The sequence below is a fragment of the Gordonia terrae genome (assembly GCF_001698225.1).
GTDB lineage: Bacteria > Actinomycetota > Actinomycetes > Mycobacteriales > Mycobacteriaceae > Gordonia > Gordonia terrae.
The window spans coordinates 1,904,470-1,927,629 of sequence record NZ_CP016594.1 but is presented as its reverse complement, the minus strand read 5'-3'; the positions used below and the strand labels follow the sequence as shown (position 1 = coordinate 1,927,629).

The 23,160-nt window shown below is 68.3% G+C and carries 23 protein-coding genes; 13 read left to right on the top strand and 10 right to left on the bottom strand.

From position 1 onward, the window contains the following. The first annotated feature begins 32 nt into the window (after window positions 1-32). The 3 genes from BCM27_RS08750 to BCM27_RS08740 are packed head-to-tail and all read left to right on the top strand — an operon-like array spanning window position 33 to window position 2,283. Window positions 33-719: a lipid droplet-associated protein gene (locus tag BCM27_RS08750; RefSeq protein WP_004019342.1), complete on the top strand. Its 687-nt coding sequence runs from the start codon at window positions 33-35 to the stop codon at window positions 717-719. Continuing rightward, window positions 716-2,041: an exodeoxyribonuclease VII large subunit gene (xseA, locus tag BCM27_RS08745; RefSeq protein ID WP_033203613.1), complete on the top strand. Its 1,326-nt coding sequence runs from the start codon at window positions 716-718 to the stop codon at window positions 2,039-2,041. Before BCM27_RS08750 ends, xseA begins: the two co-directional genes overlap by 4 nt. Beyond that, complete coding sequence (locus tag BCM27_RS08740; RefSeq protein ID WP_004019344.1) at window positions 2,038-2,283, top strand: exodeoxyribonuclease VII small subunit; 246 nt, start codon at window positions 2,038-2,040, stop codon at window positions 2,281-2,283. The genes xseA and BCM27_RS08740 overlap by 4 nt, the downstream gene beginning before the upstream one ends. On the opposite strand, the gene BCM27_RS08735 is transcribed toward BCM27_RS08740, so the two are convergent. Both BCM27_RS08735 and BCM27_RS08730 read right to left on the bottom strand, forming a co-directional pair. Beyond that, window positions 2,284-2,610: a hypothetical protein gene (locus tag BCM27_RS08735; RefSeq protein WP_004019345.1), complete on the bottom strand. Its 327-nt coding sequence runs from the start codon at window positions 2,608-2,610 to the stop codon at window positions 2,284-2,286. 57 nt (window positions 2,611-2,667) lie between these two features. Further along, complete coding sequence (locus BCM27_RS08730; RefSeq protein WP_033203614.1) at window positions 2,668-3,246, bottom strand: DUF4245 domain-containing protein; 579 nt, start codon at window positions 3,244-3,246, stop codon at window positions 2,668-2,670. A gap of 130 nt (window positions 3,247-3,376) precedes the next feature. Between BCM27_RS08730 and glpX the strand changes: the two genes are divergently transcribed. The 5 genes from glpX to BCM27_RS26210 all read left to right on the top strand — a co-directional run bounded on the left by glpX (window position 3,377) and on the right by BCM27_RS26210 (window position 8,620). After that, window positions 3,377-4,372 carry a class II fructose-bisphosphatase gene (gene glpX, locus BCM27_RS08725; protein ID WP_004019347.1) on the top strand — a complete coding sequence of 332 codons (996 nt, stop codon included), beginning with the start codon at window positions 3,377-3,379 and terminating at the stop codon, window positions 4,370-4,372. Between the two features lie 121 nt (window positions 4,373-4,493). Then, entirely contained in the window at window positions 4,494-6,191 is a 1,698-nt protein-coding gene (locus BCM27_RS08720; protein WP_004019348.1) for a fumarate hydratase, read from the top strand. A 6-nt stretch (window positions 6,192-6,197) separates the two neighbouring features. Then, a complete protein-coding gene (locus BCM27_RS08715; RefSeq protein WP_004019349.1) occupies window positions 6,198-7,604 on the top strand; it encodes a class II fumarate hydratase in 1,407 nt (468 codons plus the stop codon). Between the two features lie 5 nt (window positions 7,605-7,609). Continuing rightward, window positions 7,610-8,299, top strand: coding sequence for a PIG-L deacetylase family protein (locus BCM27_RS08710; RefSeq protein ID WP_004019350.1), 690 nt, complete (start codon window positions 7,610-7,612; stop codon window positions 8,297-8,299). 198 nt (window positions 8,300-8,497) lie between these two features. After that, window positions 8,498-8,620: a hypothetical protein gene (locus BCM27_RS26210; RefSeq protein WP_255220170.1), complete on the top strand. Its 123-nt coding sequence runs from the start codon at window positions 8,498-8,500 to the stop codon at window positions 8,618-8,620. Here BCM27_RS26210 and BCM27_RS08700 read toward each other — a convergent pair. After that, a complete protein-coding gene (locus BCM27_RS08700; RefSeq protein ID WP_004019351.1) occupies window positions 8,606-10,327 on the bottom strand; it encodes a GAF domain-containing sensor histidine kinase in 1,722 nt (573 codons plus the stop codon). The genes BCM27_RS26210 and BCM27_RS08700 overlap by 15 nt on opposite strands. A 160-nt stretch (window positions 10,328-10,487) precedes the next feature. Here BCM27_RS08700 and BCM27_RS08695 point away from each other — a divergent pair, with 160 nt between their 5' ends. From BCM27_RS08695 to BCM27_RS25400, 3 genes are all read left to right on the top strand, one after another. Then, window positions 10,488-11,135 (top strand): response regulator transcription factor, encoded by a 648-nt coding sequence (locus BCM27_RS08695; protein WP_033203760.1) that lies wholly within the window; start codon window positions 10,488-10,490, stop codon window positions 11,133-11,135. 136 nt (window positions 11,136-11,271) lie between these two features. After that, on the top strand, window positions 11,272-12,171 hold the full coding sequence (locus tag BCM27_RS08690; RefSeq protein ID WP_004019353.1) for a universal stress protein: 900 nt from the start codon (window positions 11,272-11,274) through the stop codon (window positions 12,169-12,171). Between the two features lie 152 nt (window positions 12,172-12,323). Further along, window positions 12,324-12,530, top strand: a complete 207-nt coding sequence (locus tag BCM27_RS25400; RefSeq protein WP_064571993.1) for a hypothetical protein — start codon at window positions 12,324-12,326, stop codon at window positions 12,528-12,530. An 18-nt stretch (window positions 12,531-12,548) separates the two neighbouring features. On the opposite strand, the gene BCM27_RS08685 is transcribed toward BCM27_RS25400, so the two are convergent. From BCM27_RS08685 to BCM27_RS08665, 5 genes are all read right to left on the bottom strand, one after another. After that, window positions 12,549-13,508, bottom strand: coding sequence for a L,D-transpeptidase family protein (locus BCM27_RS08685; protein ID WP_033203618.1), 960 nt, complete (start codon window positions 13,506-13,508; stop codon window positions 12,549-12,551). 553 nt (window positions 13,509-14,061) lie between these two features. After that, entirely contained in the window at window positions 14,062-15,354 is a 1,293-nt protein-coding gene (locus BCM27_RS08680; RefSeq protein ID WP_004019356.1) for a PhoH family protein, read from the bottom strand. A 356-nt stretch (window positions 15,355-15,710) separates the two neighbouring features. Then, window positions 15,711-16,577 (bottom strand): acyl-ACP desaturase, encoded by an 867-nt coding sequence (locus tag BCM27_RS08675; RefSeq protein WP_004019358.1) that lies wholly within the window; start codon window positions 16,575-16,577, stop codon window positions 15,711-15,713. A gap of 43 nt (window positions 16,578-16,620) precedes the next feature. Continuing rightward, complete coding sequence (gene glyA / locus BCM27_RS08670) at window positions 16,621-17,928, bottom strand: serine hydroxymethyltransferase (RefSeq protein WP_033203620.1); 1,308 nt, start codon at window positions 17,926-17,928, stop codon at window positions 16,621-16,623. 118 nt (window positions 17,929-18,046) lie between these two features. Further along, complete coding sequence (locus BCM27_RS08665) at window positions 18,047-19,288, bottom strand: hypothetical protein (RefSeq protein ID WP_004019360.1); 1,242 nt, start codon at window positions 19,286-19,288, stop codon at window positions 18,047-18,049. 97 nt (window positions 19,289-19,385) lie between these two features. On the opposite strand from BCM27_RS08665, the gene coaA reads away from it, so the two are divergent. Beyond that, window positions 19,386-20,327, top strand: coding sequence for a type I pantothenate kinase (coaA, locus tag BCM27_RS08660; RefSeq protein ID WP_004019361.1), 942 nt, complete (start codon window positions 19,386-19,388; stop codon window positions 20,325-20,327). Here the strand turns inward: coaA and BCM27_RS08655 are convergent. Beyond that, on the bottom strand, window positions 20,299-20,778 hold the full coding sequence (locus BCM27_RS08655; RefSeq protein ID WP_033203623.1) for a carboxymuconolactone decarboxylase family protein: 480 nt from the start codon (window positions 20,776-20,778) through the stop codon (window positions 20,299-20,301). The genes coaA and BCM27_RS08655 overlap by 29 nt on opposite strands. A 26-nt stretch (window positions 20,779-20,804) precedes the next feature. Beyond that, complete coding sequence (locus BCM27_RS08650) at window positions 20,805-21,602, bottom strand: SDR family oxidoreductase (RefSeq protein ID WP_004019363.1); 798 nt, start codon at window positions 21,600-21,602, stop codon at window positions 20,805-20,807. Between the two features lie 82 nt (window positions 21,603-21,684). Here BCM27_RS08650 and pdxR point away from each other — a divergent pair, with 82 nt between their 5' ends. Further along, a complete protein-coding gene (pdxR, locus tag BCM27_RS08645; protein WP_004019364.1) occupies window positions 21,685-23,151 on the top strand; it encodes a MocR-like pyridoxine biosynthesis transcription factor PdxR in 1,467 nt (488 codons plus the stop codon). Window positions 23,152-23,160 lie beyond the last annotated feature (9 nt).

Sequence of the window (23,160 nt, the reverse complement as noted above, 5' to 3'; positions counted from 1 at the left end):
CGCGGCGTTGCCCGTGATGGCAGAGTGTTGGCATGGATCGCGCACCATACCCGGCCCGGATAGCCGCAGGTCTGATCGTCACCGCCCTCGAGGAGACACGGAAGCTCCCGGCGCTCCTCATCACCTTGCCGATGACCGCGGTCAGCCAGACACTGCAGGCCGGCATGCGGGCGCAGCAGAACATCGCCGAACTGGCCATCAAGGGCGACGCCGCTCTCGAGATGTTCTTCGACCGACCCGACGAGCAGCCCGAGTGGGCGCGCTTCGACGAGGACGAGGCGGAGGCCCCCGAGCCGGACTCGACGCCCGCTCCCGCCACACCGACCCCGGATCGCGAGCCGGCAGCCAAGACCCCCGCACCGACCAGCATCGACGACGAGGTCGAGGAGGCCGCCACCGACGCCGATCTCGCCGCGCCGCCGCGAGCCGACGCCGGACGCTTCGCGCTGTACAGCTCGACCCCCGACGACGTCGTCGCGGCCGAGGTGCCGGGCGCCGAGGCGGTGGGCGCCTCCAACGGCTCGGGTCCCGAGATCGTCGAACTCATCGACTACGACTCCTTGACCCTCGCTCAACTGCGCGCCCGACTCCGCTCGGTGGCCATCGACGATCTGATGGCGCTCGTCGACTACGAGAAGACCGCCCGCAACCGCGCTCCGTTCGTGACGATGCTGGACAACCGGATAGCCGCGCAGAACAAGCGCTCCACCGAAGCGTGACCGGGGCCGACACGAGCGACACACCGCGACGTTCCTCGTCGCCGAACTCGGCCGAACACCCGTGGCCGGTCCGGACGGTGAACACCAAGATCGCCGACTGGATCCATCGGCTCGGACAGATCTGGGTGGAGGGTCAGGTCACCCAGATCAGCCGGCGCCCGGGTACCCGGACCGCATTCCTCACCCTCCGCGACCCCGCCGCAGACATCTCGATCTCGGTGACGTGCAGCCCGGATCTGTTGGCGCGCACCGAGGTCCCGCTCACCGACGGCAGTTCCGTGGTGGTCCTGGGCCGGCCGAGCTACTACACCGGCCGCGGCACGGTCTCCCTCCGGGTCAGCGAGATACGCGCGGTGGGCATCGGCGAGCTGTTGCTGCGCATCGAACGACTGCGGCAGCTCATGGCCGCCGAGGGACTCTTCGACGCGCGCCTCAAGCGGCCGTTGCCCTTCCTGCCGCGGGCCGTCGGACTCATCAGCGGACGTGCGAGCGCCGCCCAGCACGATGTGGTGAGCGTGGCCACGGCACGCTGGTCGGACGTACGGTTCGACATCCGGGAAGCGCCCGTGCAGGGTCCGACGGCCGTCGCCCGCATCCTCACCCATCTCGCCGAACTCGACGCACATCCGGATGTCGAGGTCATCATCATCGCGCGGGGCGGGGGCAGCGTCGAAGACCTGCTCCCCTTCTCCGACGAGGCGTTGTTGCGCGCGGTCGCACGATGCCGGACACCGGTGGTCAGCGCGATCGGGCACGAACCGGACAATCCGTTGCTCGATTTCGTCGCGGACCTGCGCGCGGCGACCCCGACCGATGCCGCCAAACGCGTGGTCCCCGACGTCGAGGCCGAACTCGCCGGGATCGCCGACCTGCGTCGCCGGAGTGCGCAGGCGCTGCGCAACTGGGTGCGCCGGGAGTCCGGCGTCGTGGCGTCGTTCCGGGCCCGTCCGGTACTGGCCCGTCCCGGGGTGCTGATGGACTCCGAAGCCGCGCGGGTGGCCGAGCTGGTCCGCGCGCTGCGTCGGGATATGTTGCGCCACATCGACTCCGAGGAACGTCGCGGCGACCATCTCGCCGCGCGACTGTCCACCCTCGGTCCCGCGCAGACGCTGGCGCGCGGCTACGCGGTGGTCCAGCGCACCGACACCGACCCGCCGCATGTGGTCGGCGCCCTCGCGGACCTGCCACCGGGCGCGTCCCTGCGCATCCGGGTCGCCGACGGCGCCGCGACCGCACGGGTCGACGGACCCGCCCCACGACGCTCCCGCGCCCGATCCGCCACGAGACCGACGAACGCGCAGACAGACGGAGGAGACGCGTGAGCACCGACGAGACATTCACCCCCATCGACGAACTCGGATACGAGGAGGCACGGGACGAGCTCGCCGAGATCGTCACCACGCTCGAGCACGGCGGGCTCGATCTCGACGCCTCGCTGGCACTGTGGGAACGCGGCGAGGCACTCGCCACGCGCTGCGAGGAGCACCTGCGCGGAGCACGGGAACGCATCGAGGCGGTCATCTCCGAGAAGAGCACCGACCCCGACGACGAGGACGACGACTGATCAGTCGAACCGCGCGAGCACCTCGCGGTCGAGAGCGCTGACGCGAGCATGTTCGGCGGACGGTCGCGCAGCGGCTCGGGCGAGGACCGGCCGACGATCCTCCCGGCCCCTCGATCGGGAGGAAAGCGGCCGCCCCACCACGGTTTCGGAGGATGGCCCCAGACCCGGACCGGGCGCGGTCGCCGCCACTGCGGCGGGCGGTACGGCGTGCACGACGATCGCGCCCGCACGTTGCCCCGGAACGACCACCACCAGCATCACCAGGACCGCGGCCACTACGAGTCGCGTCCACACGAAGTGTGGCCCGAACCCGGATCCCCCATCCATGAGCGCCTCCTGGAGACGACGCTATGGACTCCGACCCGGGTCCTCACGAGTAGTGCGCTACCCCATTCGCAGCGGGGCCTGGGCGACGACCGACGACGCGATCGTCTCGATGTCGGCATCGCTGCCCCGCGACAGCACCGCGATGCGAACGGCGCCGAGATCGGTGATCCAGAACTTCTTGCCCTCCGCCGTCTCATAGGTCACCCACTGGCGCCCACCTGCCTGCCGGGTGCCGGTGCCGGCGATGTCGCCGAAATCACCCCGACTCCCGCCCAGATACGGCACGAACACGTCCTCCGGCGCATCGGTCTGGCTGAGCTGGACATACGCGCCACCGCTGCTCAGCCACCCCACCGTGCTGATCCGGTGCCCCTCGATCGCGTCCGACGAACCGGAGTTGGGCCGCCACCCCGCCGGCGTCGGCGGGCGGCGGATCGGGAACGGGAGCTGACTCGCGTCGGCATTCAAAGCGCTGACCACGTCGAACGGCGGCAGCTTGCTGTCGGCCACGTCTTTCGACGCCCCGACCGAGCAGTTCCCCGACGCGATCAGCACCAGCGCGCACAGGGCGAGCAACGGCACCAACGACCAGAACATGTCCTTGCCGTTGATCAGAATGCGGGGTTTGTCTGCCATGGCGCCGAGTATCCCACCAGCAGGGTCACTGACCGAATGCCCGGTGTGACATGCAAGGATGGTGTCTGAGACCACCGCCACAATCACTCGGCGCTCTCCGATCAGCGCCGAACAGAGGAGTCGATTGCCCATGACCGCCAGCACCCATCAGGCCCCGGACCGCAACCTCGCGATGGAGTTGGTCCGCGTGACCGAGTCGGCTGCTCTCGCGGCCGGGCGATGGGTCGGCCGGGGCGACAAGAACGGCGGTGACGGCGCCGCCGTCGACGCGATGCGCGAACTGCTCTCGTCGGTGTCGATGCGCGGTGTCGTGGTCATCGGCGAAGGCGAGAAGGACGAGGCGCCGATGCTCTACAACGGCGAGGAGGTCGGCAACGGCGAGGGCCCCGACTGCGATGTCGCCGTCGACCCCATCGACGGCACCACGCTGATGGCCGAGGGCCGCCCCAACTCGATCTCGGTGCTCGCGGTCAGCGAGCGCGGCACCATGTACGACCCGTCAGCCGTGTTCTACATGGACAAGATCGCCGTCGGGCCGGACGCCAAGGGCGCCATCAACATCAACGAGTCCGTCGAGTGGAACATCAACTCGGTCGCCAAGGCGAAGGGGATCGACGTCGCGGACCTGACGGTCATCGTCCTCGACCGTCCGCGCCATGCCGATCTCATCGGCGAGATCCGTCAGGCCGGCGCCAAGATCCGCCTCATCTCCGACGGCGACGTCGCCGGTGCCGTTGCCGCGGCCGACGACTACTCCACCGTCGACATGCTGATGGGCGTCGGCGGCACCCCCGAGGGCATCATCACCGCGGTGGCGATGAAGTGCATGGGCGGCGAGATCCAGGGCAAGCTGTGGCCCCAGACCGACCAGGAGCGCCAGAAGGCCCTCGACGCCGGCCACGACCTCGACCGCGTCCTGACCAACGACATCCTCGTCAGCGGCGAGAACGCCTTCTTCTGCGCCACCGGTGTCACCAACGGCGACATGCTGCGCGGCGTCACCTACCGGCCGAACGGTGCCACCACCCGGTCGCTGGTGATGCGGTCGAAGTCCGGCACCGTCCGTCGTATCGAGGCCGTGCACAAGCCGGCCAAGCTCCGCGGGTACTCGCGTCTCGATCTCTGAGATCGCACCGGGTGCGGTGACTTCCGATCCCGGGCCCGGAACCGGCCCCATGTCCACGAGGCTCGACGACGAGCGAACCTCTGGCGTGGGGCCGTTCTCGTCGGGCGATACGATGCGGTCCGTGAGTAAACCAGCCTCAGCCCCCGAGTTTCTCTACTCCGATCTGCTCCCCACCGGCGCCGACGAGACCCCGTACCGGTTGATCACGACCGACGGTGTGTCCACGTTCTCCGCGGGCGGTCGGACCTTCCTGCAGGTCGATCCGGAGGCCATCCGGAAACTCACCGCCGAGGCCATGCACGACATCAGCCACTACCTTCGCCCTGCACACCTCGCGCAGCTGCGCAAGATCATCGACGACCCGGATGCGTCGGGCAACGACCGTTTCGTCGCCCTCGACCTGCTCAAGAACGTCAACATCTCCGCCGGCGGCGTGCTGCCCATGTGCCAGGACACCGGCACCGCGATCGTGATGGGCAAGAAGAGCGAAGGGGTCCTGACCGGCACCGACGACGCCGAAGCCATCTCCCGGGGTGTCTACGACGCCTACACCCAGCTGAACCTGCGGTACTCGCAGCTGGCCCCGCTGACGACCTACGAGGAGAAGAACACCGGCTCCAACCTGCCCGCGCAGGTCGAGATCTACGCGACCGAGCAGGGACCCAAGGGTCCGGAATACAAGTTCCTGTTCATGGCCAAGGGCGGTGGCAGCGCCAACAAGTCGTTCCTGTTCCAGGAGACCAAGGCGATCCTGAACCCGACGAGCATCCTCACGTTCCTCGACGAGAAGATCCGCTCACTGGGCACGGCGGCGTGCCCGCCGTATCACCTCGCCGTCGTGATCGGCGGTACCTCAGCCGAATTCGCGCTCAAGACCGCCAAATACGCGTCGGCGCACTATCTCGACAACCTGCCCACGGAGGGTTCGATGTCGGCCCACGGGTTCCGTGACCTCGAGCTCGAGGACAAGGTCTTCGAACTGACCCAGTCCTTCGGCATCGGAGCACAGTTCGGCGGCAAGTACTTCTGCCACGACGTGCGCGTCGTCCGCCTGCCCCGGCACGGCGCGTCGTGCCCGGTGGCGATCGCGGTGTCGTGTTCGGCCGACCGACAGGCCCTCGGCAAGATCACCGCCGACGGGGTCTTCCTCGAGCAGCTGGAGACCGATCCGGCCCGCTACATGCCCGCAGCCGGTGTGGCCGAAGACATCTCGGGCGGCGAAGTCGTCGAGGTCAACCTCAACCGGCCGATGGCCGAGATCCTCGCGCAGCTCTCGGAGTATCCGGTCAAGACGCGTCTGTCGCTGACCGGGCCGCTGGTCGTCGCGCGCGACATCGCCCACGCCAAGATCAAGGAGCGTCTCGACGCGGGCGAGCCGATGCCCGACTACCTGCGCGACCACCCCGTCTACTACGCGGGACCGGCGAAGACCCCTGAGGGCATGGCGTCGGGATCGTTCGGGCCGACCACGGCCGGCCGGATGGACAGCTACGTCGAGCAGTTCCAGGCCGCGGGTGGCTCGATGGTCATGCTGGCCAAGGGAAATCGATCCAAACAGGTCACCGAGGCCTGCGGCTCGCACGGCGGTTTCTACCTGGGCTCGATCGGCGGGCCCGCGGCACGTCTGGCGCTCGACTGCATCAAGAGCCAGGAGATCATCGAGTACCCCGAACTCGGCATGGAGGCCGTGTGGAAGATCGAGGTCGAGAATTTTCCCGCATTCATCGTTGTTGACGACAAGGGCAACGACTTTTTCACCGACCCGAGCGGGGCTGTGAACGTTCCGCTGAGCGGCATGAGGATTCGATCGAAGGAGTAGTCACCGATGACCGAGGCAGACGAGCAGTACCGCATCGAGCACGACACCATGGGCGAGGTCCGGGTGCCCGTCGACGCCCTGTGGCGGGCCCAGACACAGCGCGCGGTCGAGAACTTCCCGATCAGCGGACGCCCGCTCGAGCGCACGCAGATCCGCGCGATGGGACTGCTGAAGGCGGCGTGCGCCACGGTCAACTCCGACCTCGGCCTCCTCGACACAGAGAAGGCCGACGCGATCGTCGCCGCGGCGACCGAGATCGCCGACGGTCTCCACGACGACCAGTTCCCGATCGATGTGTTCCAGACCGGTTCGGGCACCAGCTCGAACATGAACACCAACGAGGTCATCGCGTCGATCGCGAAGTCACGCGGCGTGGACGTCCACCCCAACGACCATGTCAACATGTCCCAGTCGTCGAACGACACGTTCCCGACGGCGACGCACGTCGCCGCGACCGAAGCTGCCGTCACCGATCTGATCCCGGCGCTCGAGCACCTGCAGAAGGCGCTGGGCGACAAGGCAACCGAGTGGCGTGAGGTCGTCAAGAGCGGTCGCACGCACCTGATGGACGCCGTACCGGTCACGCTCGGTCAGGAGTTCGGCGGCTACGCGCGCCAGGTCGAGGCGGGTATCGAGCGGATCACTGCGACCCTCCCCCGCGTCGGCGAACTGCCCATCGGCGGCACCGCCGTCGGTACCGGCCTCAATGCGCCGGCCGGTTTCGGCACCAAGGTCGTCGCCGAACTCGTGCGGCTGACCGGCGTCGAGTCCCTCACCCTCGCGAAGGACAACTTCGAGGCCCAGGCGGCCCGCGACGGGCTCGTCGAACTCTCCGGTCAACTGAAGACGATCGCGGTGTCACTCACCAAGATCGCCAACGACGTCCGCTGGATGGGCTCGGGTCCACTCACCGGACTCGGTGAGATCCTCCTCCCGGACCTGCAGCCGGGCAGTTCCATCATGCCGGGCAAGGTCAATCCCGTTCTGCCCGAAGCGGTCACACAGGTCGCGGCGCAGGTCATCGGGAACGACGCCGCGGTCACCTGGGGAGGTGGCAACGGAGCGTTCGAGCTCAACGTCTACATCCCGATGATGGCGCGCAACGTCCTCGAGTCGGAGAAGCTGCTCGCCAACGTCTCCCGGTTGTTCGCCGATCGGTGCATCGCCGGCCTGCGGGCCAACACCGAGCGGCTGCGCACGCTCGCGGAGAGTTCGCCCTCGATCGTCACCCCGCTCAACAGCGCCATCGGGTACGAGGAGGCGGCAGCCGTGGCCAAGCAGGCCCTCAAGGAGGGCAAGACCATCCGGGAGACCGTCATCGACCGCGGCCTGGTCGGCGAGAAGCTGACCGAGGACGAGCTCGACGCCCGCCTCGACGTGCTGAAGATGGCCAATCTCGACCGGGAGCGCTGAGAACCGTGGCGGCGCAACTGCTTCCCTTCCCCACCGACTGGCAGACCGCGCTCGTGCTCGTCGCCCACCCGGATGATCCCGAATACGGGATGGCGGCGGCCGTCGCCCGCTGGACCGGCGAGGGCCGACGCGTGGTGTACGCGCTGGCCTCGAGCGGCGAGCGGGGCATCGAGGGTCTGGCACCGGCCGAATGCGGCCCGCTGCGGGAAGCCGAGCAGCGCGCGTCGGCGTCGATCGTCGGCGTCGACGAGGTCGAGTTCTGGGGCTTTCCGGACAGCGACATCCGCAATGTCCCCGAGTTGCGGGCCAAGATCGCCGAGACCGTCGACCGCGTCCGCCCGCAGGTCATCGTGTCGCTGTTCGGCGGCCCCGAATGGGCGCCGGGGATGCCGAACCAGCGTGACCACATGGAGTTCGCGGCGGCGGTGCTCGACACCTACGACGCCCTGGAGTCGCCACCGTCGTGGTTGTTCGAGAACGGCCCGGCGGCGACCCACGTCGTCGAGGTCGAGGATCAGATCGACACGGCCGTGCACGCGCTGGCCGCGCACGACCGATACCTCTCGGTCCTCGACCCGGACACCCCCGTGCTCGATCAGGCGCGGACACAGATCGAGATGGCGACGGCCCCGCGGGACGACGACCCCCGCGGCCACGTGGCCGGCTTCGAGCTGAAGCGAGGCCGCCGGAGCTGACGTCCGCTTGGTCCTTGGCCCTCCCGTCGGTGACCTTCGGCCCCTCCCGCCGGGTGCGCCACCGGTGGATGGTGTGGGGGTCCGTTTCTCCGCACACCGTCGGAGCCAGCCTCTCCCAGGGGGACCGTCATCACCTTCACGGCCGTTCTCGTCGTTCTGTTCGCCGCCTTCGTCGCTTGCGCGATCATCGGGTTGTCGGTGTGGCTGCTGGTGCTCTTCGGCGTGCTGACCGGGCTGCATTCACTGGCCTGGCTGACCGAGCGGACATCGGCCTGGCGGCTGCCCGCCGAGACCGACCCGTCCCCGCTAGAGCTGCGCTGACCACCGCAGCGCGAGACCACCGCCGTCCGGCGGAGTGGTCAGCGTGAACTCGCCGCCGACCTTCTCCGCACGTAGTGCGAGATTGCGCAGGCCGCTGGGGGTCACGTCCGACGGCAGGCCGATGCCGTCGTCGATGACCTCGACCACGAGTTCGTCGGCGACTGCGATCGACACCGTCACCGTCGTCGCCCGGGCGTGCTTGACGACGTTGCTCACCGCCTCGCGCGTCACGGCGACGACGTGCTCGGCCAGTGGCGGATCGACCACGGACAGGGGCCCGGAGGTCCGCACGTGCATCTGTATCGGCAGGTCGTCGATCTGCTGGTCGATGGCCTCTTGCACACGCTGCCGCAGACGGGTCACCGTCATGTCCTCGGCCTGCAGATCGAAGATGGTCGTCCGGACCTCCTGGACGATGTCCTGCAGGTTGTTGATGGAGCGGGTGAGTCGCGAGCGGATGTCGGGTGAATGGGTGCGCTGCAGTGTTGCCTGCAGGCTGAGTCCCTCGGCGAAGATCCGCTGGATCACGTGATCGTGTAGATCGCGGGCGATGCGTTCCCGATCTTCGAGGACCCGCATCTGGTGGGTCTGCATCGTCGCGGTGGCCAGCTGCAGTGCCAGTGCGGCCTGGTCGGCGAAGTCCGCGCTGAGCCCGAGGAGATCCCGCGCGAACGGTTCTCGTCCGTCGGCCCGCATCGCGATCAGCACCCCCCGCGTGGAATCCACCGTGCGCAGCGGAGCGGCCATCACCGGCCCATAGCGTGTGGAGTCCCCGACGTCGTATTCGAGGTGATTGCGGAGCACGGGGCGTCGCTGGACGAAAGCGGTTCCCGACGTCGACCCGGTGATGGGAACGCTCTGGCCGCGGAAGACATCACCGTCGGCACCCTCGGCCACCGTGATGACGAGTTCCTCGATCAGTTCGACGGGCTCGTCGGTGTCGTGGGGCTCGGCAATGAAGACGAGGTCGGCGTCGGCGAGGCTGAGCACCTTCCGGGCGATCTCTTCGAGGACATCCTGATGATCGGCGCCGGTCAGCAACTCCGTCATCACGTCGCGGTTGGCCTCGATCCAGGCCAGCTGGTTCTGCGCCCGCTCGTAGAGCCGGGCATTGTCGATGGCGATCCCGGCCGCGGACGCCAGCGCCTGGATCACCACCTCGTCGTCCTCGGTGAAGACACCGCCGTTCTTCTTCTCGGTCAGGTAGAGATTGCCGAAGATCTCGTCGCGAACCCGGATGGGCGTGCCGAGGAAACTCGTCATCGGCGGATGATGCTCGGGGAATCCCACCGATTCGGGATGCTGGGACAGGTCGGACAGTCGCAGGAGTTCGGGCTGATCGATGAGCTGGCCGAGGACGCCGCCCCCGGTCGGCAGATTGCCGATGAGCACCCGGGTCTCGTCGTCGATTCCCTGCGAGAGGAACGCGGACAGGTGGTGGCCGCTCCCGAGCACTCCGAGCGCCCCGTATTCGGCGTCGACCAGTCGGATCGCCGACGCCACGATCGAATCGAGCGTGGTCTCCAGGTCGAGTCCGGAGCTGACGACGAGCATCGCCTGCAGGAGGCCGTCGGTCTGATCCCGCACGTCGGCGATCTGACCGATCCGGTCGGAGACCTCGTCGAGCAACTCGCGCAATCGCATCTGCGACAGCGCTTTCTGCATTTCGAGCGATCTCGGGTCGAGTTCCGAGAATTCGGAAACCATATTCAGATCATAGTCAGAGACGAATTCGACCGCCGGGCTTCGGTCGAACGAGGTTTCGGACCGCGGAATCCGGGGAAATCGTTTGTTCGCCGTGCGCACATTCGGCGATATCGTTCGCCGCGCCGTACAATCTGTGCGTCCGTTGCCGGAGGGAGACGGCATGATCCGGGTATTCCTGGTCGACGACCACGAAATCGTCCGCCGGGGTCTTGTCGAACTCCTCGACTCCGTAGCCGACGTGGAGGTGGTCGGCGAAGCCGCGTCCGTCGCGCAGGCGCTGGCGCGGATTCCCGCGGTGTCGCCGGACGTCGCCGTACTCGATGTCCGGCTGCCCGACGGCAACGGCATCGAACTGTGCCGCGACCTCCTGAGCAGGGTGGACGGCCTCCGCTGTCTCATGCTGACCTCGCTGACCGACGACGAGGCGATGATGGACGCCATCCTGGCCGGGGCCAGCGGCTATGTCATCAAGGACATCACCGGTATGGAGCTGGCACGGGCCATCACGGAGGTCGGCGCCGGTCGATCGCTGCTCGACAACCGCGCCGCCGCGGCCCTGATGGACCGATTACGCGCGCGACAGGACGCCGAGAAGCCCGTGGACGACGGTCTCAGCGAACAGGACCGCACACTGCTCGCCCTCCTCGGAGAGGGTCTGACGAACCGTCAGATCGCCGCTCGCATGCATCTCGCGGAGAAAACCGTCAAGAACTACGTCTCGCGACTTCTCAGCCGGCTCGGGATGGAACGGCGCACGCAGGCGGCCGTGTACGCGGCCAAGGCCGCGAACCGCGATCGACGACGCTGAGCCCTCCCCGACAGGGTCCTTGGTCCCCACGATGGGGGATCTTCGTCGCATGCGCGCCGTGACGCGGGGTCGTGTACTGGAAGGCACGGACCCCACGGGGGTCACCGGTGTGCGGCCTGCAGAGGGGGCAACCGCGTTGACTGCGTCCACGATCGTCGGGATCGACGGTTCGGCCACCGCCCGCACGGCGGCGTGCTGGGCGGCACGCGATGCTCGGTTGCACGATTCACCGCTCCAGCTCGTGTCCGCGGCATGCCCGTCGGCCGGCCTCGTCGCCGAGAGCCCGCAGGCCCTCGAGCCGCTGCGGAGGCGCGCTGAACGGGCCCTGTCGGACTCGCGCCGGGCGATCGCGGAATCGGGTCAGGCGATCGCTCAGATCGACTGGATCACCAGCCGGATCGAGTGCGCACCGCCCATACCCACTCTGCTCGACGCATCGTCGGCGGCGCGGATGCTGGTCGTCGGCAACCGAGGTCATCGCGCAGCCGACCGCGTTCCGCTGGGATCGGTCGCGGTTGCACTCGCCGAACACTGCCGGAGTCCGTTGACCGTGGTCCGTGACCCGGGTCCGGTTGTTCGTGAATCGTTGTCGGCTGCGGTCGTGGTCGGAGTGGACGGGTCGCGCGCGAGTCGCCGGGCCGCGACCGCCGCCTTCGCCGAGGCAGCGGTCCGCGGTGTCGCCCTCACGGTTGTCCACGCCTGGAGCGACTCGGACGGGTCCGACCGTGATCCGACGACGGTGTCACCCGAGCACGACCTCATCGCCTGGCGGAACCTGCGCACCCGGGTTGCGACGGGCTGGCTCGACGACGAACTCCGTTCGCTGCGCGCAGACCACCCGACGGTCCGGGTTCGGTGCTCCATCGTGCGGGATCGTCCGGCGCGGGCACTTCTCGATCACGCACAGGCCGCGCAGCTGGTGGTGATCGGCGCACGTGGACGCGGTGGCTTCGACCACATGCTCTTGGGTTCGACGGGACGCGCCGTGCTCCACGGAGCCCGTTGCCCGGTCATGGTCATCCCGCCCGATCGATGAGTCGACGCCCACGATTCCGAACGATGTGTCATTGGACTCTTGAGATCTGGATCACATATACCGACACTGAGATGGTCGCTCGTCCGGGTGTGGGAGGCCCTCGGCGGACGACCGCGAGCCGATATCCCGCCGAACGACAGAAGGTCCACCAGATGACAGTTGTTTCCGCGCCCGTGGAAACCGAGGGGTCTCCCTTCGACCGCAACTGCGACAGCTGCGGACGCAGCTTCACCGTCCGCATTCGCCTCCGTCGGTCTGATCTGGATGACCTCGCCCGGGTCAACGGCTGGCACATCGGCACCGACACCACGTGGTGCCCGGGGTGCCGATGCGCCCGGATGAGCCTCTCGACGTCCTAGTCCGGCTGCGGCTCGCCGTCAGCCCGCCTGACCAGCGAGCCCGAAAAGCGAGGGAACCACGCCGACGAGCTGCGAGAGCAGCCCGGTCAGGACATCGGCACCCGGGACCGCTGCGGGTGGTGTCGTCCCCGGCGGCGTCGTGCCCGGAGCGGACTGAGGGGTTGCTCCGGGCGCCTCGCCGGCCGGCGCTCCCTGGTTGACCCCGATGGTGATCTTCGGATTCTTCGCCGGATCCAGCCACACGAGGATCTTCTTCATCAGTTCACGCTCGATGGCCACACAGCCCATGGTCGGTTCACCGTTGGTCACGTGGAGGAACATCGCCGAGGCCCGGCCCGGGGTGCGCTGCGGGTTGTGCGCGATGTTGACCGCGTAGTCGTAGACCGGACCGGAGTTGTACAGGTTCTCACTGTCCCCACCCGGGCTCTGCGGCTGCCGTACGTGAGTGTTGTAGGTCGGCGACTTCATGTTCGAGTCCCACCAGTCCTGCTGGTCGACCTTGAGGTAGGGCATCTTGGTCCCGGGATCGGCCGCGCGACCGAACGCCTGGTCGAGCGGGAAGGTGCCCTGCGGCGTCCGGTGGACGTTGTCTTTCGGCTCGCCCATGCCCAGCGACCCGAGGAACGCCTTCGTCGGGCCGATGACCGGTTTCCAACCACCGTCGGCGCCCTTGTCGAACGCCGTCAGGGTGGCGGTGGTGTCGGACGCCTTCGGCGCAGTGACGACGATCATCTGGCTGGTCGGCCCGCCCGTTCCGGGTGCGTCGGCGCCATCGGCCGATCCGGTCCCCGCCAACTGGTCGAGGATGCCGTCGAGCAGCGGGATCTCCGATCCTGGCGTCGTGGAGGTCTCCGGCGTCGTGGAGGTCTCCGGCGTCGTCGTCCCGGGTGTAGTTGTCTCTGGGGCGGCGAGCGACTGGCCGGCACCGCCGACAGTCGCGGCCAGCACCGCGATCACCAGTAGTCCCAACAGTCTCATTTGCCTCATCAGTAACTTCTGCACCACACCAGTGTGACAGTGCGCAAGAGTCGATGAGTCACGTCCTGGTCACGGTGCGGTTCGGATCGGGTGTCGGCCGGTACCCCTCAGACCACTCGCGCGCCGCCCGTGAAATGCGTTTCTCGATAAAAAAACTGTGAATTGTCATGATTTGCGATGCAGGACAACTCATGATTCCCAGAAACCATTCTCGACTATTTCTCGAAATAGTCAGGATCGTGTTTGCGCGCTTGTTATCGAATCATTACTGTCACAAACGACGTCGCCTCGAGAAGGCGTTCGTCACACCGGATAGCCAGTCGATCAAAGGAAGAACAAATGACATCCTTGGAGAACGTCGAACTGCTCACCGCCATCGTCGACCTGTTGAATGCGCTGGGCGACTTCACCCCGATCGAACCGCCGACAGCCTGATCCGACACCGAAGGCCGCGTCGACTCCCGCCCCTCGGGAAGTCGACGCGGCCTTCGCGTTCCGGGCGAACCTGTTGTGTCGCCGAAGATCACGCACCCCGGGCCGATGAGCCGCCGAACTACGGTGCGAACTCCTCGAGCATCTCGGTCACGAGTGCGGCGATCGGCGACCGCTCGCTGCGGGTGAGCGTGATGTGCGCGAAGAGCGGGTGCCCCTTCAGCTTCTCGATGACTGCGGCCACACCGTCGTGACGGCCCACCCGGAGGTTGTCGCGCTGGGCGACGTCGTGCGTCAGCACCACCCGCGACCCCGAACCCAACCGGGAGAGAACGGTGAGCAACACGTTGCGTTCCAGCGACTGCGCCTCGTCGACGATGACGAACGAGTCGTGCAGTGAACGTCCACGGATGTGCGTCAGCGGCAGCACCTCCAGCATCCCGCGGCTGAGAACCTCGTCGATGACCTCCGGTGACGCGAGTCCTTCGAGGGTGTCGAACACCGCCTGTGCCCACGGACCCATCTTGTCCGACTCACTACCGGGCAGGTAGCCCAATTGCTGCCCACCGACCGCGTACAGCGGACGGAACACGACAACCTTGCGCTGCGTGCGCTTCTCCAGGACGGCTTCGAGTCCCGCGCAGAGCGCCAACGCCGATTTGCCGGTGCCCGCCTTGCCGCCGAGCGACACGATCCCGACGCTGTCGTCGAGGAGCAGATCGAGCGCGACCCGCTGCTCGGCCGACCGTCCGTGGAGTCCGAAGGCCTCACGGTCGCCACGTACCAACTGCACCCGCTTGTCGGCATTCACCCGGCCCAACGCACTCGACGTGGCGCTGAGCAATCGGATTCCGGTGTGGCACGGGAGCTCCCGGGCCTCGTCGATGTCCACGACGCCCTCGGCGAACAGCGTGTTGATCGCGGCGGTCTCGACGTCGAGTTCGGTCATGCCCGACCACCCCGACACGACGACGTCCTGGGCGTGGTACTCGTCGGCGGCCAGCCCCACCGCGCCGGCCTTCACACGCAGCGGCGTGTCCTTGGACACCAGGGTCACGTCCTTGCCCTCGGCGCGCAGGTTCAGGGCACACGCGAGGATGCGGGAGTCGTTGGAGTCGGTGCGGAATCCGGCGGGTAGAACCGCGGGGTCGGTGTGGTTGAGCTCCACCTGGAGGGTGCCGCCGTCATCGCCGATCTCGAGCGGCAGGTCGAGCCGACCGTGTTCGAGTCGCATGTCGTCGAGCATGCGCAACGCCTCACGTGCGAACCAGCCGAGTTCGTGGTGGTGACGTTTGCCCTCGAGTTCGCTGATGACCACCAGCGGCAGCACGACGTGGTGTTCGGCGAAGCGCATGACCGCCCAGGGGTCGGACAGCAGCACGGAGGTATCGAGGACGTAGGTGCGTGTGGTCACGTGGGGCTCCTACATTCGTGCGGCACCCGCACAAACCGGTGTTGGTCGACCGGCGGTCCAATTGTCCGCTGTCCCGGCGTCAGCCGAGGTGGACGAGGACCGGGGCCGGCCCCCTCGCGTTGTTCGCACAAACCACGAATTGAACCTCCCGAACGAACCGCTTCCCCGCGGTCCGTCACTCGCCAACGTACGCGCGAAAACCTCAGGCGGCGCGCCGGAATCGGGTGTGTCGGCGTGAATTGTGGGTAAACCGCCGTATCGTGAGGAGCGGAGACGCAACACGGCGCCACCAGGACTTTTGTCGTCCCGGTGGCGCCGTGTTCATGTCCACGATGCCGTCGCGGTGGGCCGAGGAGTCAGCGGCCGGCGCGCGCGAGGATGCGGGTGCGCGCGGCCTCCGCCTCCGTGCCGAGTCCCGAGACGGTGTCGAGCTTGACCGCGTCGGCCAGTGCCGCGGCGATGGCCGCCTTCACGTCATCGTCCTCGTAGTCGGCGATGAGAGCGCGCTCGGTGTCGAAATCGGCGATGTCGTGGCCGATGGGCTCGTCGAGGGCCAGCGCGCTGTCGATGGCGAGGACGGTGGCGTCCTGGTCGGCGATGATCCCGGCGTTGAGGAACGCGCCGAAGGTGGTTGCCTGCCCCTGGTCGTCATTGGCGATCTTCGTCAGGATCTCGACGAGTGCCTCGTCGCCGGCAACCGCAGTCATTCGCTTGATGAAGTGCACGCACTGGTTCTCGTGCACGGCCATCAGCGCGAGCACGTCGAGCGGGCCGAGCGGGTCGACCTGCTCCGGGATCTGCCGGTACCCCTGCGTGACGTGGATGCGGCGACGCTCCTCGGCGTCCACCGGATCGATGGCGCGCCGGACGACGAGGTAGTCGCGCAGCACGATGGCGTGCCGGTTGTCCTCGGCGGTCCACACGCCCACGAGCTGCCGCCAGTCGGAGAACGCCGGGAAGTGCTTGGCCAGCACCCGGTGATACGACGGCAGGTTGTCCTTGGTCAGCAGGAGCGCGAGGAGCCCGGCGCGCGCCTCGTCGGACAGGAAGGCCTCCGACGGGTCGAAGTCCGAACCGCCGAGGAACCCGAAGTTGCGTCCGTCGTCCCACGGCACCCAGTCGTGCGGATTCCAGGGGCTCGCAGCCGACTGGTGGTCTTCCGCGATCTCGGGAAGAGCCTTCTCGAGTGCGATGATCAGGTCGTCTTCAGTGAGGGCGTTCATCGGTGAAAGGATACTGACGCGATGCCCGGCCGGGCAATCGAGGTCAGATCCGGCTCATGAGGCCCCACTCCTCGAGACCTTCGTAGAGCGGGAAGTCGAGCGCGAGCTTGGACACACGCCCGCGCAGGGCGGTGACGTCGGCGGACTCACCGGCGGCGAGCGCGGTCGCGATGATGTCGGCGACCTCGGTGAACTGCTCGTCGCCGAAGCCGCGCGTGGCCAGCGCGGGAGTACCGATACGCAGGCCCGAGGTGACCATGGGCGGACGCGGATCGAAGGGCACCGCGTTGCGGTTGACGGTGATACCAACCTGGTGGAGCAGGTCCTCGGCCTGCTGGCCGTCGAGCGCGCTGTCGCGCAGGTCGACCAGGACGAGGTGGACGTCGGTACCACCGGTGAGCACCGAGACCCCGGCCTTGGCGACGTCGGAGCCCGTGAGTCGCTCGGCGAGAGCCCGGGCACCGGACAGGGTGCGGCGCTGGCGCTCGGCGAATTCCTCGGTGGCGGCGATCTTCAGGGCGACGGCCTTGCCCGCGATGGCATGCATGAGCGGACCGCCCTGCTGCCCGGGGAAGACCGCGGAGTTCAGCTTCTTGGCCCACTCCTGCTTGGCCAGGATGATTCCCGAACGAGGACCGCCGAGCGTCTTGTGCACGGTCGAGGACACGACGTCGGCGTGCGGCACCGGCGACGGGTGGATTCCGGCGGCGACGAGGCCGGCGAAGTGCGCCATGTCGACCCAGAGGTGGGCGCCGACCTCGTCGGCGATGGACCGGAACGCCTCGAAGTCGAGCGTCCGGGGGTAGGCCGACCAGCCGGCCACGATGACCTTCGGCTTCACGTCGAGGGCGATCTTGCGCACCTCGTCCATATCGATGCGGAAATCCTCTTTGCTGACGCCGTAGAAGGCGTTCTCGTAGAGCTTGCCGGAGAAGTTCAGGCGCATGCCGTGGGTGAGGTGACCGCCGTGGGCGAGGTCGAGACCGAGCATGGTCTCCCCCGGCTCCATGAGCGCCTGCAGCACCGCGGCGTTGGCCTGGGCACCCGAGTGTGGCTGCACGTTCGCGAAGTCGGCGCCGAACAGTTCCTTCGCCCGGTTGCGTGCGATGTCCTCGACGACGTCGACGTACTCGCAGCCGCCGTAGTAGCGGCGTCCCGGATATCCCTCGGCGTACTTGTTGGTGAGCACGCTGCCCTGCGCCTGCAGGACCGCGCGCGGCACGAAGTTCTCCGAGGCGATCATCTCGAGGGTGTCGCGCTGGCGGCTGAGTTCGCCGTTCATGGCGGCGGCGACATCGGGGTCGAGCTCGGCCAGGGACATCGAGTTCACGGATGACGGGTTCGCGGTCATGCCCCGATTCTAGGTACCAGGCGCCGGGAGCGAAGCGAGCGGGCCGAGTGACCACTCGAGTTCGCGCCGCAGACTCCCCGCCCGCTCCCTGAGGAGTCCCGGAGCCTGCGGAGGGACGTCACGAAGGGTGTGCCAGTTCCCGCCGCAGACTCGCCGGGATGAGTGGCTCGTCGAGCAGGCGTCCGAAGGCGGCGGCGCGGTCGTCAGCGGTGTCGAGCCACTGCCCGAGCAACCGATAACCCTCGACGTAGGTGCTGATGTACGCGCGCCACAGCGGTGAGGTGAGGAAGCGCAGCATCTGCCGGGCCCGTTCCTCGGGAGCGAGGAGCCAGCGGCGGAGGTGTTCGGTGACCGTGTCGGCGTCGGCATGGCGGTCGTGCAGCATGAGTGCGGCGTCCTGCCGGACGGACAGGAGCCCAGCCGTGGCACGTCCGACGCGCATGGCGCGCTCGGCGTCGAAGCGGAGGCCGAGGTCGGCGTAGATCTCCTGCGCCCACGCGCCCCAGTCGGTGCCGGCGATCGCGGCGAGGGCGTGATCGGCGAGGCCCTCGGCCATCAGGCACTGCGGCGTGTTGACCAGGAAGATCGACTGCTCGTCGTGTCCGGCGCCGAGGAGGAGTTGCTCCTTGCGGCAGTGTTCGGTGTGGTGCCCGGGGTAGGCCTCGTGCGCGATGAGGGCCGGCAGGGAGGACATGTACTGCGTGAGGTCGGCGTTGATGGCCACGCGCGAGCGGTAGTCCCCGAGGTAGTAGTTGAACCCCGACCACGGCTTGTCGGTGACGACCTCGAACTCGACGATCTCGTTGTCCGGCAACGGGTATGTCGATCGAACCCGTTCGCGGAGGGCGCCGCTGAACGCGCGGACGCATTCGTCCACCCGCTCCGGCGGGACCTCGTCGGTACGCCGGTGCGCGGCATAGGCGCTGCGGAGTTCCTCGCCTGTGGCGCCCGGGACGCCGAGCGCCTCCGCGAGCTCGGAATGTGCCTGGCGGTAGCGGTCCGGGTCGGCCATCTCGATGTCGACGTCGAAGTAGGCCCGGACCTCGTCGACGAACCCGACGTCGTCGCCGGCGAACTTCCGGGCCGAGCACTCCAGCGCGCGAAGGTGCGCACCGACGAATTCGGCGCGCGCCGCATCGAGTGCACCGGGCAGGTCGTCGAGCAGACCGCGCGCACGTTCGGCGAGCCGGACGGGATCGGGAACGGGCCCGTTCTCGACCTCCGCTCGCAGTGCGGGATCGCCGGTGTAGGCGTCGACGAAGCCCCGTTCGAGGCGATCGAAGGCGAGTCCGAGTCGGAGGTATTCGGTCACCAGCGGGTTTCGGGCGCGGGTGGCGTCGGCGACGGGCGAGGACGGCATATCGGCAGGCTACCGATCGGGGCCGTCACACGTCGCCCTAAGCTGTACGCATGATCACTCCGGGAGCGGCGGATCCGACATCGGCGGAGCTGCCCTGATGGCCCGCAACGCCACCGATCGGGATCCGAGTCTGTACCTGGAGCTCGACCGGAGGCAGTGGCGTGAACTGCGTGAGTCCATGCCCCTGGTCCTCAACGAGGACGAACTGGCCGAGCTCGTCGGCCTCGGTGAGCAGATCGACCTTGACGAGGTGGCCGACGTCTATCTGCCCCTGTCCCGTCTGATCCACCTGCAAGTCGCTGCGCGGCAACGGTTGTTCGCGGCGACCTCCACCTTCCTCGGCGAGCGACAGACAAATCGTCAGGTGCCCTTCGTCATCGGGATCGCCGGCAGCGTCGCGGTCGGGAAGTCGACGACCGCACGCGTTCTCGCCGCCCTGCTCGCCCGCTGGGAGTCGCATCCGAAGGTCGACCTGGTCACCACCGACGGATTCCTGCTCCGCACCGCCGAGATGCAGCGCCGGGGCATACTGCACCGCAAGGGGTTCCCCGAGTCCTACGATCGCCGGGCGCTGCTCCGCTTCGTCACCGAGGTGAAGTCGGGTGCGCGCGAGGTCGCCGCGCCGGTGTACTCCCACCTCGCCTACGACATCGTGCCCGACGTCTATCACTATGTGCGCCAGCCCGACATCCTCATCCTCGAGGGCCTCAACGTGCTGCAGACCGGCGAGACGCTGATGGTGTCGGACCTCTTCGACTTCTCCATCTATGTCGACGCCAAGATCGACGACATCGAGTCCTGGTACATCTCGCGTTTCCTGCAGATGCGGACGACGTCGTTCGCCAACCCGGACTCGCACTTCCACGCGTACGCGTCGCTGACCGACAACCAGGCGACGGCCGCGGCACGGGATCTGTGGACCTCGATCAACCGCCCGAACCTGATCGAGAACATCCTGCCCACCCGGCCGCGGGCGTCACTGGTGTTGCGCAAGGACTACGACCACTCGATCAACCGGGTGCGCCTGCGGAAGCTCTGACCGATGATGCGGCTCGGCGTTCGTCGAGTCCGGCCGGGTAGCCGCCGGCGAGTGCGATGCGGTTCCAGGCGTTGATCATCACGATCGAGGCGACCAGCTGACCCATCTCGGCGGCGTCGAAATGCGCGCGCACCGAATCGAACACGTCGTCGGGTACGCCGTTCTCCCCGATCCGCGTGACGCTCTCGGTGAGGGCGAGCGCGGCCCGCTCGGCCGGCGTGAACGCCGGGCCGGCCTCGCGCCACGCGGCGATCAGCATCAGTTTGTGCGGATCGATGTCCTTGGCCAGGGCGTCGGAGGTGTGCATGTGCAGACAGTATGCACACCCGTTCAGCTGCGACGCGCGGATCACGATGAGTTCGGCGATCACCGGGTCGACGCCGGCCGACGCCGCCCGTTGCAGTGCGACCAGAGCCTTGTAGACCGACGAATTGTCCTGCGGCATCCACATTCTCGTCGGCGGCCGGGTGTCGGCGCTCACCGTCGGCCCCCCGCCCCGGCGCGCTCGCGACCCGCCAGCCACCCGTCGAGCGTCGTCGTGGTGACCACATCCGGATGGGCGGGCACCAGCCCGCCGCCCCGGATCGCCGGCCCGCCGAACCGCACGCCCAGTACCCAGCGCGGCGAGCCGGTCTGCGCGGCAACCGCTTTCGCGACATCGACCAGGTCCATGGTCACCGGTCCGCTCACCTCGACCTTCCGCCCGCCCGACGGACCCCGCTTTTCGGCCGGAATCACCGTCGCCTCGTCGGCGACCGCCACCGCCACGTCGGCCACAGCCGCCGGCGCACACCGCATCCGGGGCACCGCGGCGATCGGGCCGAGTCGCATCGTGGACATCATCTGCTCGGCGAGTTCGAACCACTGCACCGAGGCGACGATGGTGAGCGCGGCGGGGTCCACGACCTTCGCATACGCCGCTTCCTGCGCCGCCTTCCCTTGGTAATAACCGAATTTGGCATTCACCGTGGGATCGTCGGCGTTGGCGATCGACACCACGACGACGTGTGCGACGCCCGCGGAGGTGGCGGCGCGCCCGATGTGGGTCGCCGTGGTCTCGAAGAAGTCGATCGCGGCCGCGGCCTTCAACGTCTGGAGACTGAGGCAGTCGACGACGGCGTCGGCTCCGTCGAACGCCGCCGCCAGACCGCTTCCGGTGTAGGCGTCGACGCCGCTCGCGCGGTGGGCACGCACCACCTCGTGCCCGCGCTCGACGAGCAGGTCGGCGACCCGACTGCCCAGCGCGCCGCTGGCTCCCACGATCACGATCTTCATCTCGTTCCTCCTCAAGGACGGACAACTGGATGTTCTGGGTTTAGGCTAGGCCGCGATTAGCTCAAGAAAGTGGTCCAATCCGATGGCAGAAAAACGGGTCAATTCGACGCTCCCCGATCCGTGGGCCGAAGTCGCCGAGCGGCTCGGCGCGGACCTCTTCCTGGACCTGCAGCCCGATCCCGCCGCCGGTGCCCGCGGACGGGGCGCCACCCGGCGCCGGGCCCTCACCGAGGCCCTGCGCTCGGCGATCCTCGAGAATCGGCTACCCGCGGGAACCGCCCTGCCGCCCTACCGGTCCCTCGCCGCGGACCTCGGCCTGGCGCGCGGCACCGTGTCGGCGGTGTACTCCGAACTCATCGCGGAGGGATGGCTGACCGCTCGGCAGGGATCGGCCACCCGGGTCGCCGACGGCGCCGCACGTCCACCGGCCGTCGACGATCCCGGCGCCTCCACCGTTGTGCCCGCACTCCGCCACGACTTCTCGCTCGGACGGCCGTGTGCCGGCATGTTCCCCCGCAACGACTGGATCCGCGCCACCCGTCGCGCCCTCACCGACACCTCGGACGAGGCCTTCGGCCCGGCTCATCCCCGCGGTCGCACCGAGCTGCGGAGCGCGCTCACCGGTTACCTGGCCCGCACACGGGGGGTCCGCATCGGCCCGGACCAGATCATCCTCGGCACCTCGGTCCTCTCCGCGCTGGAGTTGTTGGCGCGCACGGTGATCGACGGCGTCATCGCGGTGGAGAGCCACGGACTGCCGTTCCACCGGCACGCCTTGGAGCGCGGCGGGGCCCGGGTCGTGCCGGTGCGGATCGACTCCGACGGCATGGTGATCGACGAGCTCGAACACACCGGCGCGGCCGCGGTGCTGCTGACCCCCAGCCACCAGTTCCCCACCGGTGTCGCCCTCTCCCCGGCCCGGCGCATGCAGGTCGTCGACTGGGCGCGACGGACCGGCGCCGTCATCGTCGAAGACGACTACGACGGCGAGTTCCGCTACGACCGCGAACCTGTTGGCGCCCTGCAGGCCCTCGGACCCGACGTCGTCATCCACACCGGTTCGCTGAGCAAGAGCCTGTCGCCGGCCGTCCGCGCCGGGTGGCTGGCCGCTCCCGCACATCCGGTCGCACCGATCCTGGGCGGCAAGGGATTCCGCGAAGCCGACGCAAGTATCGTCGATCAGCTGACGCTGGCCGAGCTGATCGGCTCGGGCGCCTACGACCGGCACATCCGCCGCAGCCGTCAGGCCTACCGCACCCGGCGTGACGCGCTGGTGACAGCCCTGGCCGGCGTCGGTCTGGAAGTGCCCGGCGTCGCCGCGGGCCTGCACGCGCTCATCCCGGTCGCGCACGCCGAGGAAGGGGCGATAGTACATCGGGCCTACGAACGTGGGGTCGCGGTGACCGGGCAGTCCCTGTTCCGGCATCCCGACGCCGATCCGCTCCCCACCGGTGGGATAGGTGTCGGCTTCGGGACTCCCGCGGCGTCGACCTTCAGCAGCGATCTCCGCGCGCTGACCGGGTTGCTGGCCGACTCCATCGCACACTGACCCCGGTAC

What these genes read in the sequence shown, in the direction of transcription:
- BCM27_RS08675 (WP_004019358.1), bottom strand. Translation starts at nt 16,577, where the DNA reads ATGAACGCCCTCACTGAAGACGACCTGATCATCGCACTCGAGAAGGCT.
- coaA (WP_004019361.1), top strand. Translation starts at nt 19,386, where the DNA reads ATGGCCCGCAACGCCACCGATCGGGATCCGAGTCTGTACCTGGAGCTC.
- BCM27_RS25400 (WP_064571993.1), top strand. Translation starts at nt 12,324, where the DNA reads ATGACAGTTGTTTCCGCGCCCGTGGAAACCGAGGGGTCTCCCTTCGAC.
- BCM27_RS08730 (WP_033203614.1), bottom strand. Translation starts at nt 3,246, where the DNA reads ATGGCAGACAAACCCCGCATTCTGATCAACGGCAAGGACATGTTCTGG.
- BCM27_RS08715 (WP_004019349.1), top strand. Translation starts at nt 6,198, where the DNA reads ATGACCGAGGCAGACGAGCAGTACCGCATCGAGCACGACACCATGGGC.
- BCM27_RS08685 (WP_033203618.1), bottom strand. Translation starts at nt 13,508, where the DNA reads ATGAGACTGTTGGGACTACTGGTGATCGCGGTGCTGGCCGCGACTGTC.
- glpX (WP_004019347.1), top strand. Translation starts at nt 3,377, where the DNA reads ATGACCGCCAGCACCCATCAGGCCCCGGACCGCAACCTCGCGATGGAG.
- pdxR (WP_004019364.1), top strand. Translation starts at nt 21,685, where the DNA reads ATGGCAGAAAAACGGGTCAATTCGACGCTCCCCGATCCGTGGGCCGAA.
- glyA (WP_033203620.1), bottom strand. Translation starts at nt 17,928, where the DNA reads ATGACCGCGAACCCGTCATCCGTGAACTCGATGTCCCTGGCCGAGCTC.
- BCM27_RS08665 (WP_004019360.1), bottom strand. Translation starts at nt 19,288, where the DNA reads ATGCCGTCCTCGCCCGTCGCCGACGCCACCCGCGCCCGAAACCCGCTG.
- BCM27_RS08695 (WP_033203760.1), top strand. Translation starts at nt 10,488, where the DNA reads ATGATCCGGGTATTCCTGGTCGACGACCACGAAATCGTCCGCCGGGGT.
- BCM27_RS08700 (WP_004019351.1), bottom strand. Translation starts at nt 10,327, where the DNA reads ATGGTTTCCGAATTCTCGGAACTCGACCCGAGATCGCTCGAAATGCAG.
- BCM27_RS08750 (WP_004019342.1), top strand. Translation starts at nt 33, where the DNA reads ATGGATCGCGCACCATACCCGGCCCGGATAGCCGCAGGTCTGATCGTC.
- BCM27_RS08735 (WP_004019345.1), bottom strand. Translation starts at nt 2,610, where the DNA reads ATGGATGGGGGATCCGGGTTCGGGCCACACTTCGTGTGGACGCGACTC.
- BCM27_RS08650 (WP_004019363.1), bottom strand. Translation starts at nt 21,602, where the DNA reads ATGAAGATCGTGATCGTGGGAGCCAGCGGCGCGCTGGGCAGTCGGGTC.
- BCM27_RS08655 (WP_033203623.1), bottom strand. Translation starts at nt 20,778, where the DNA reads ATGTGGATGCCGCAGGACAATTCGTCGGTCTACAAGGCTCTGGTCGCA.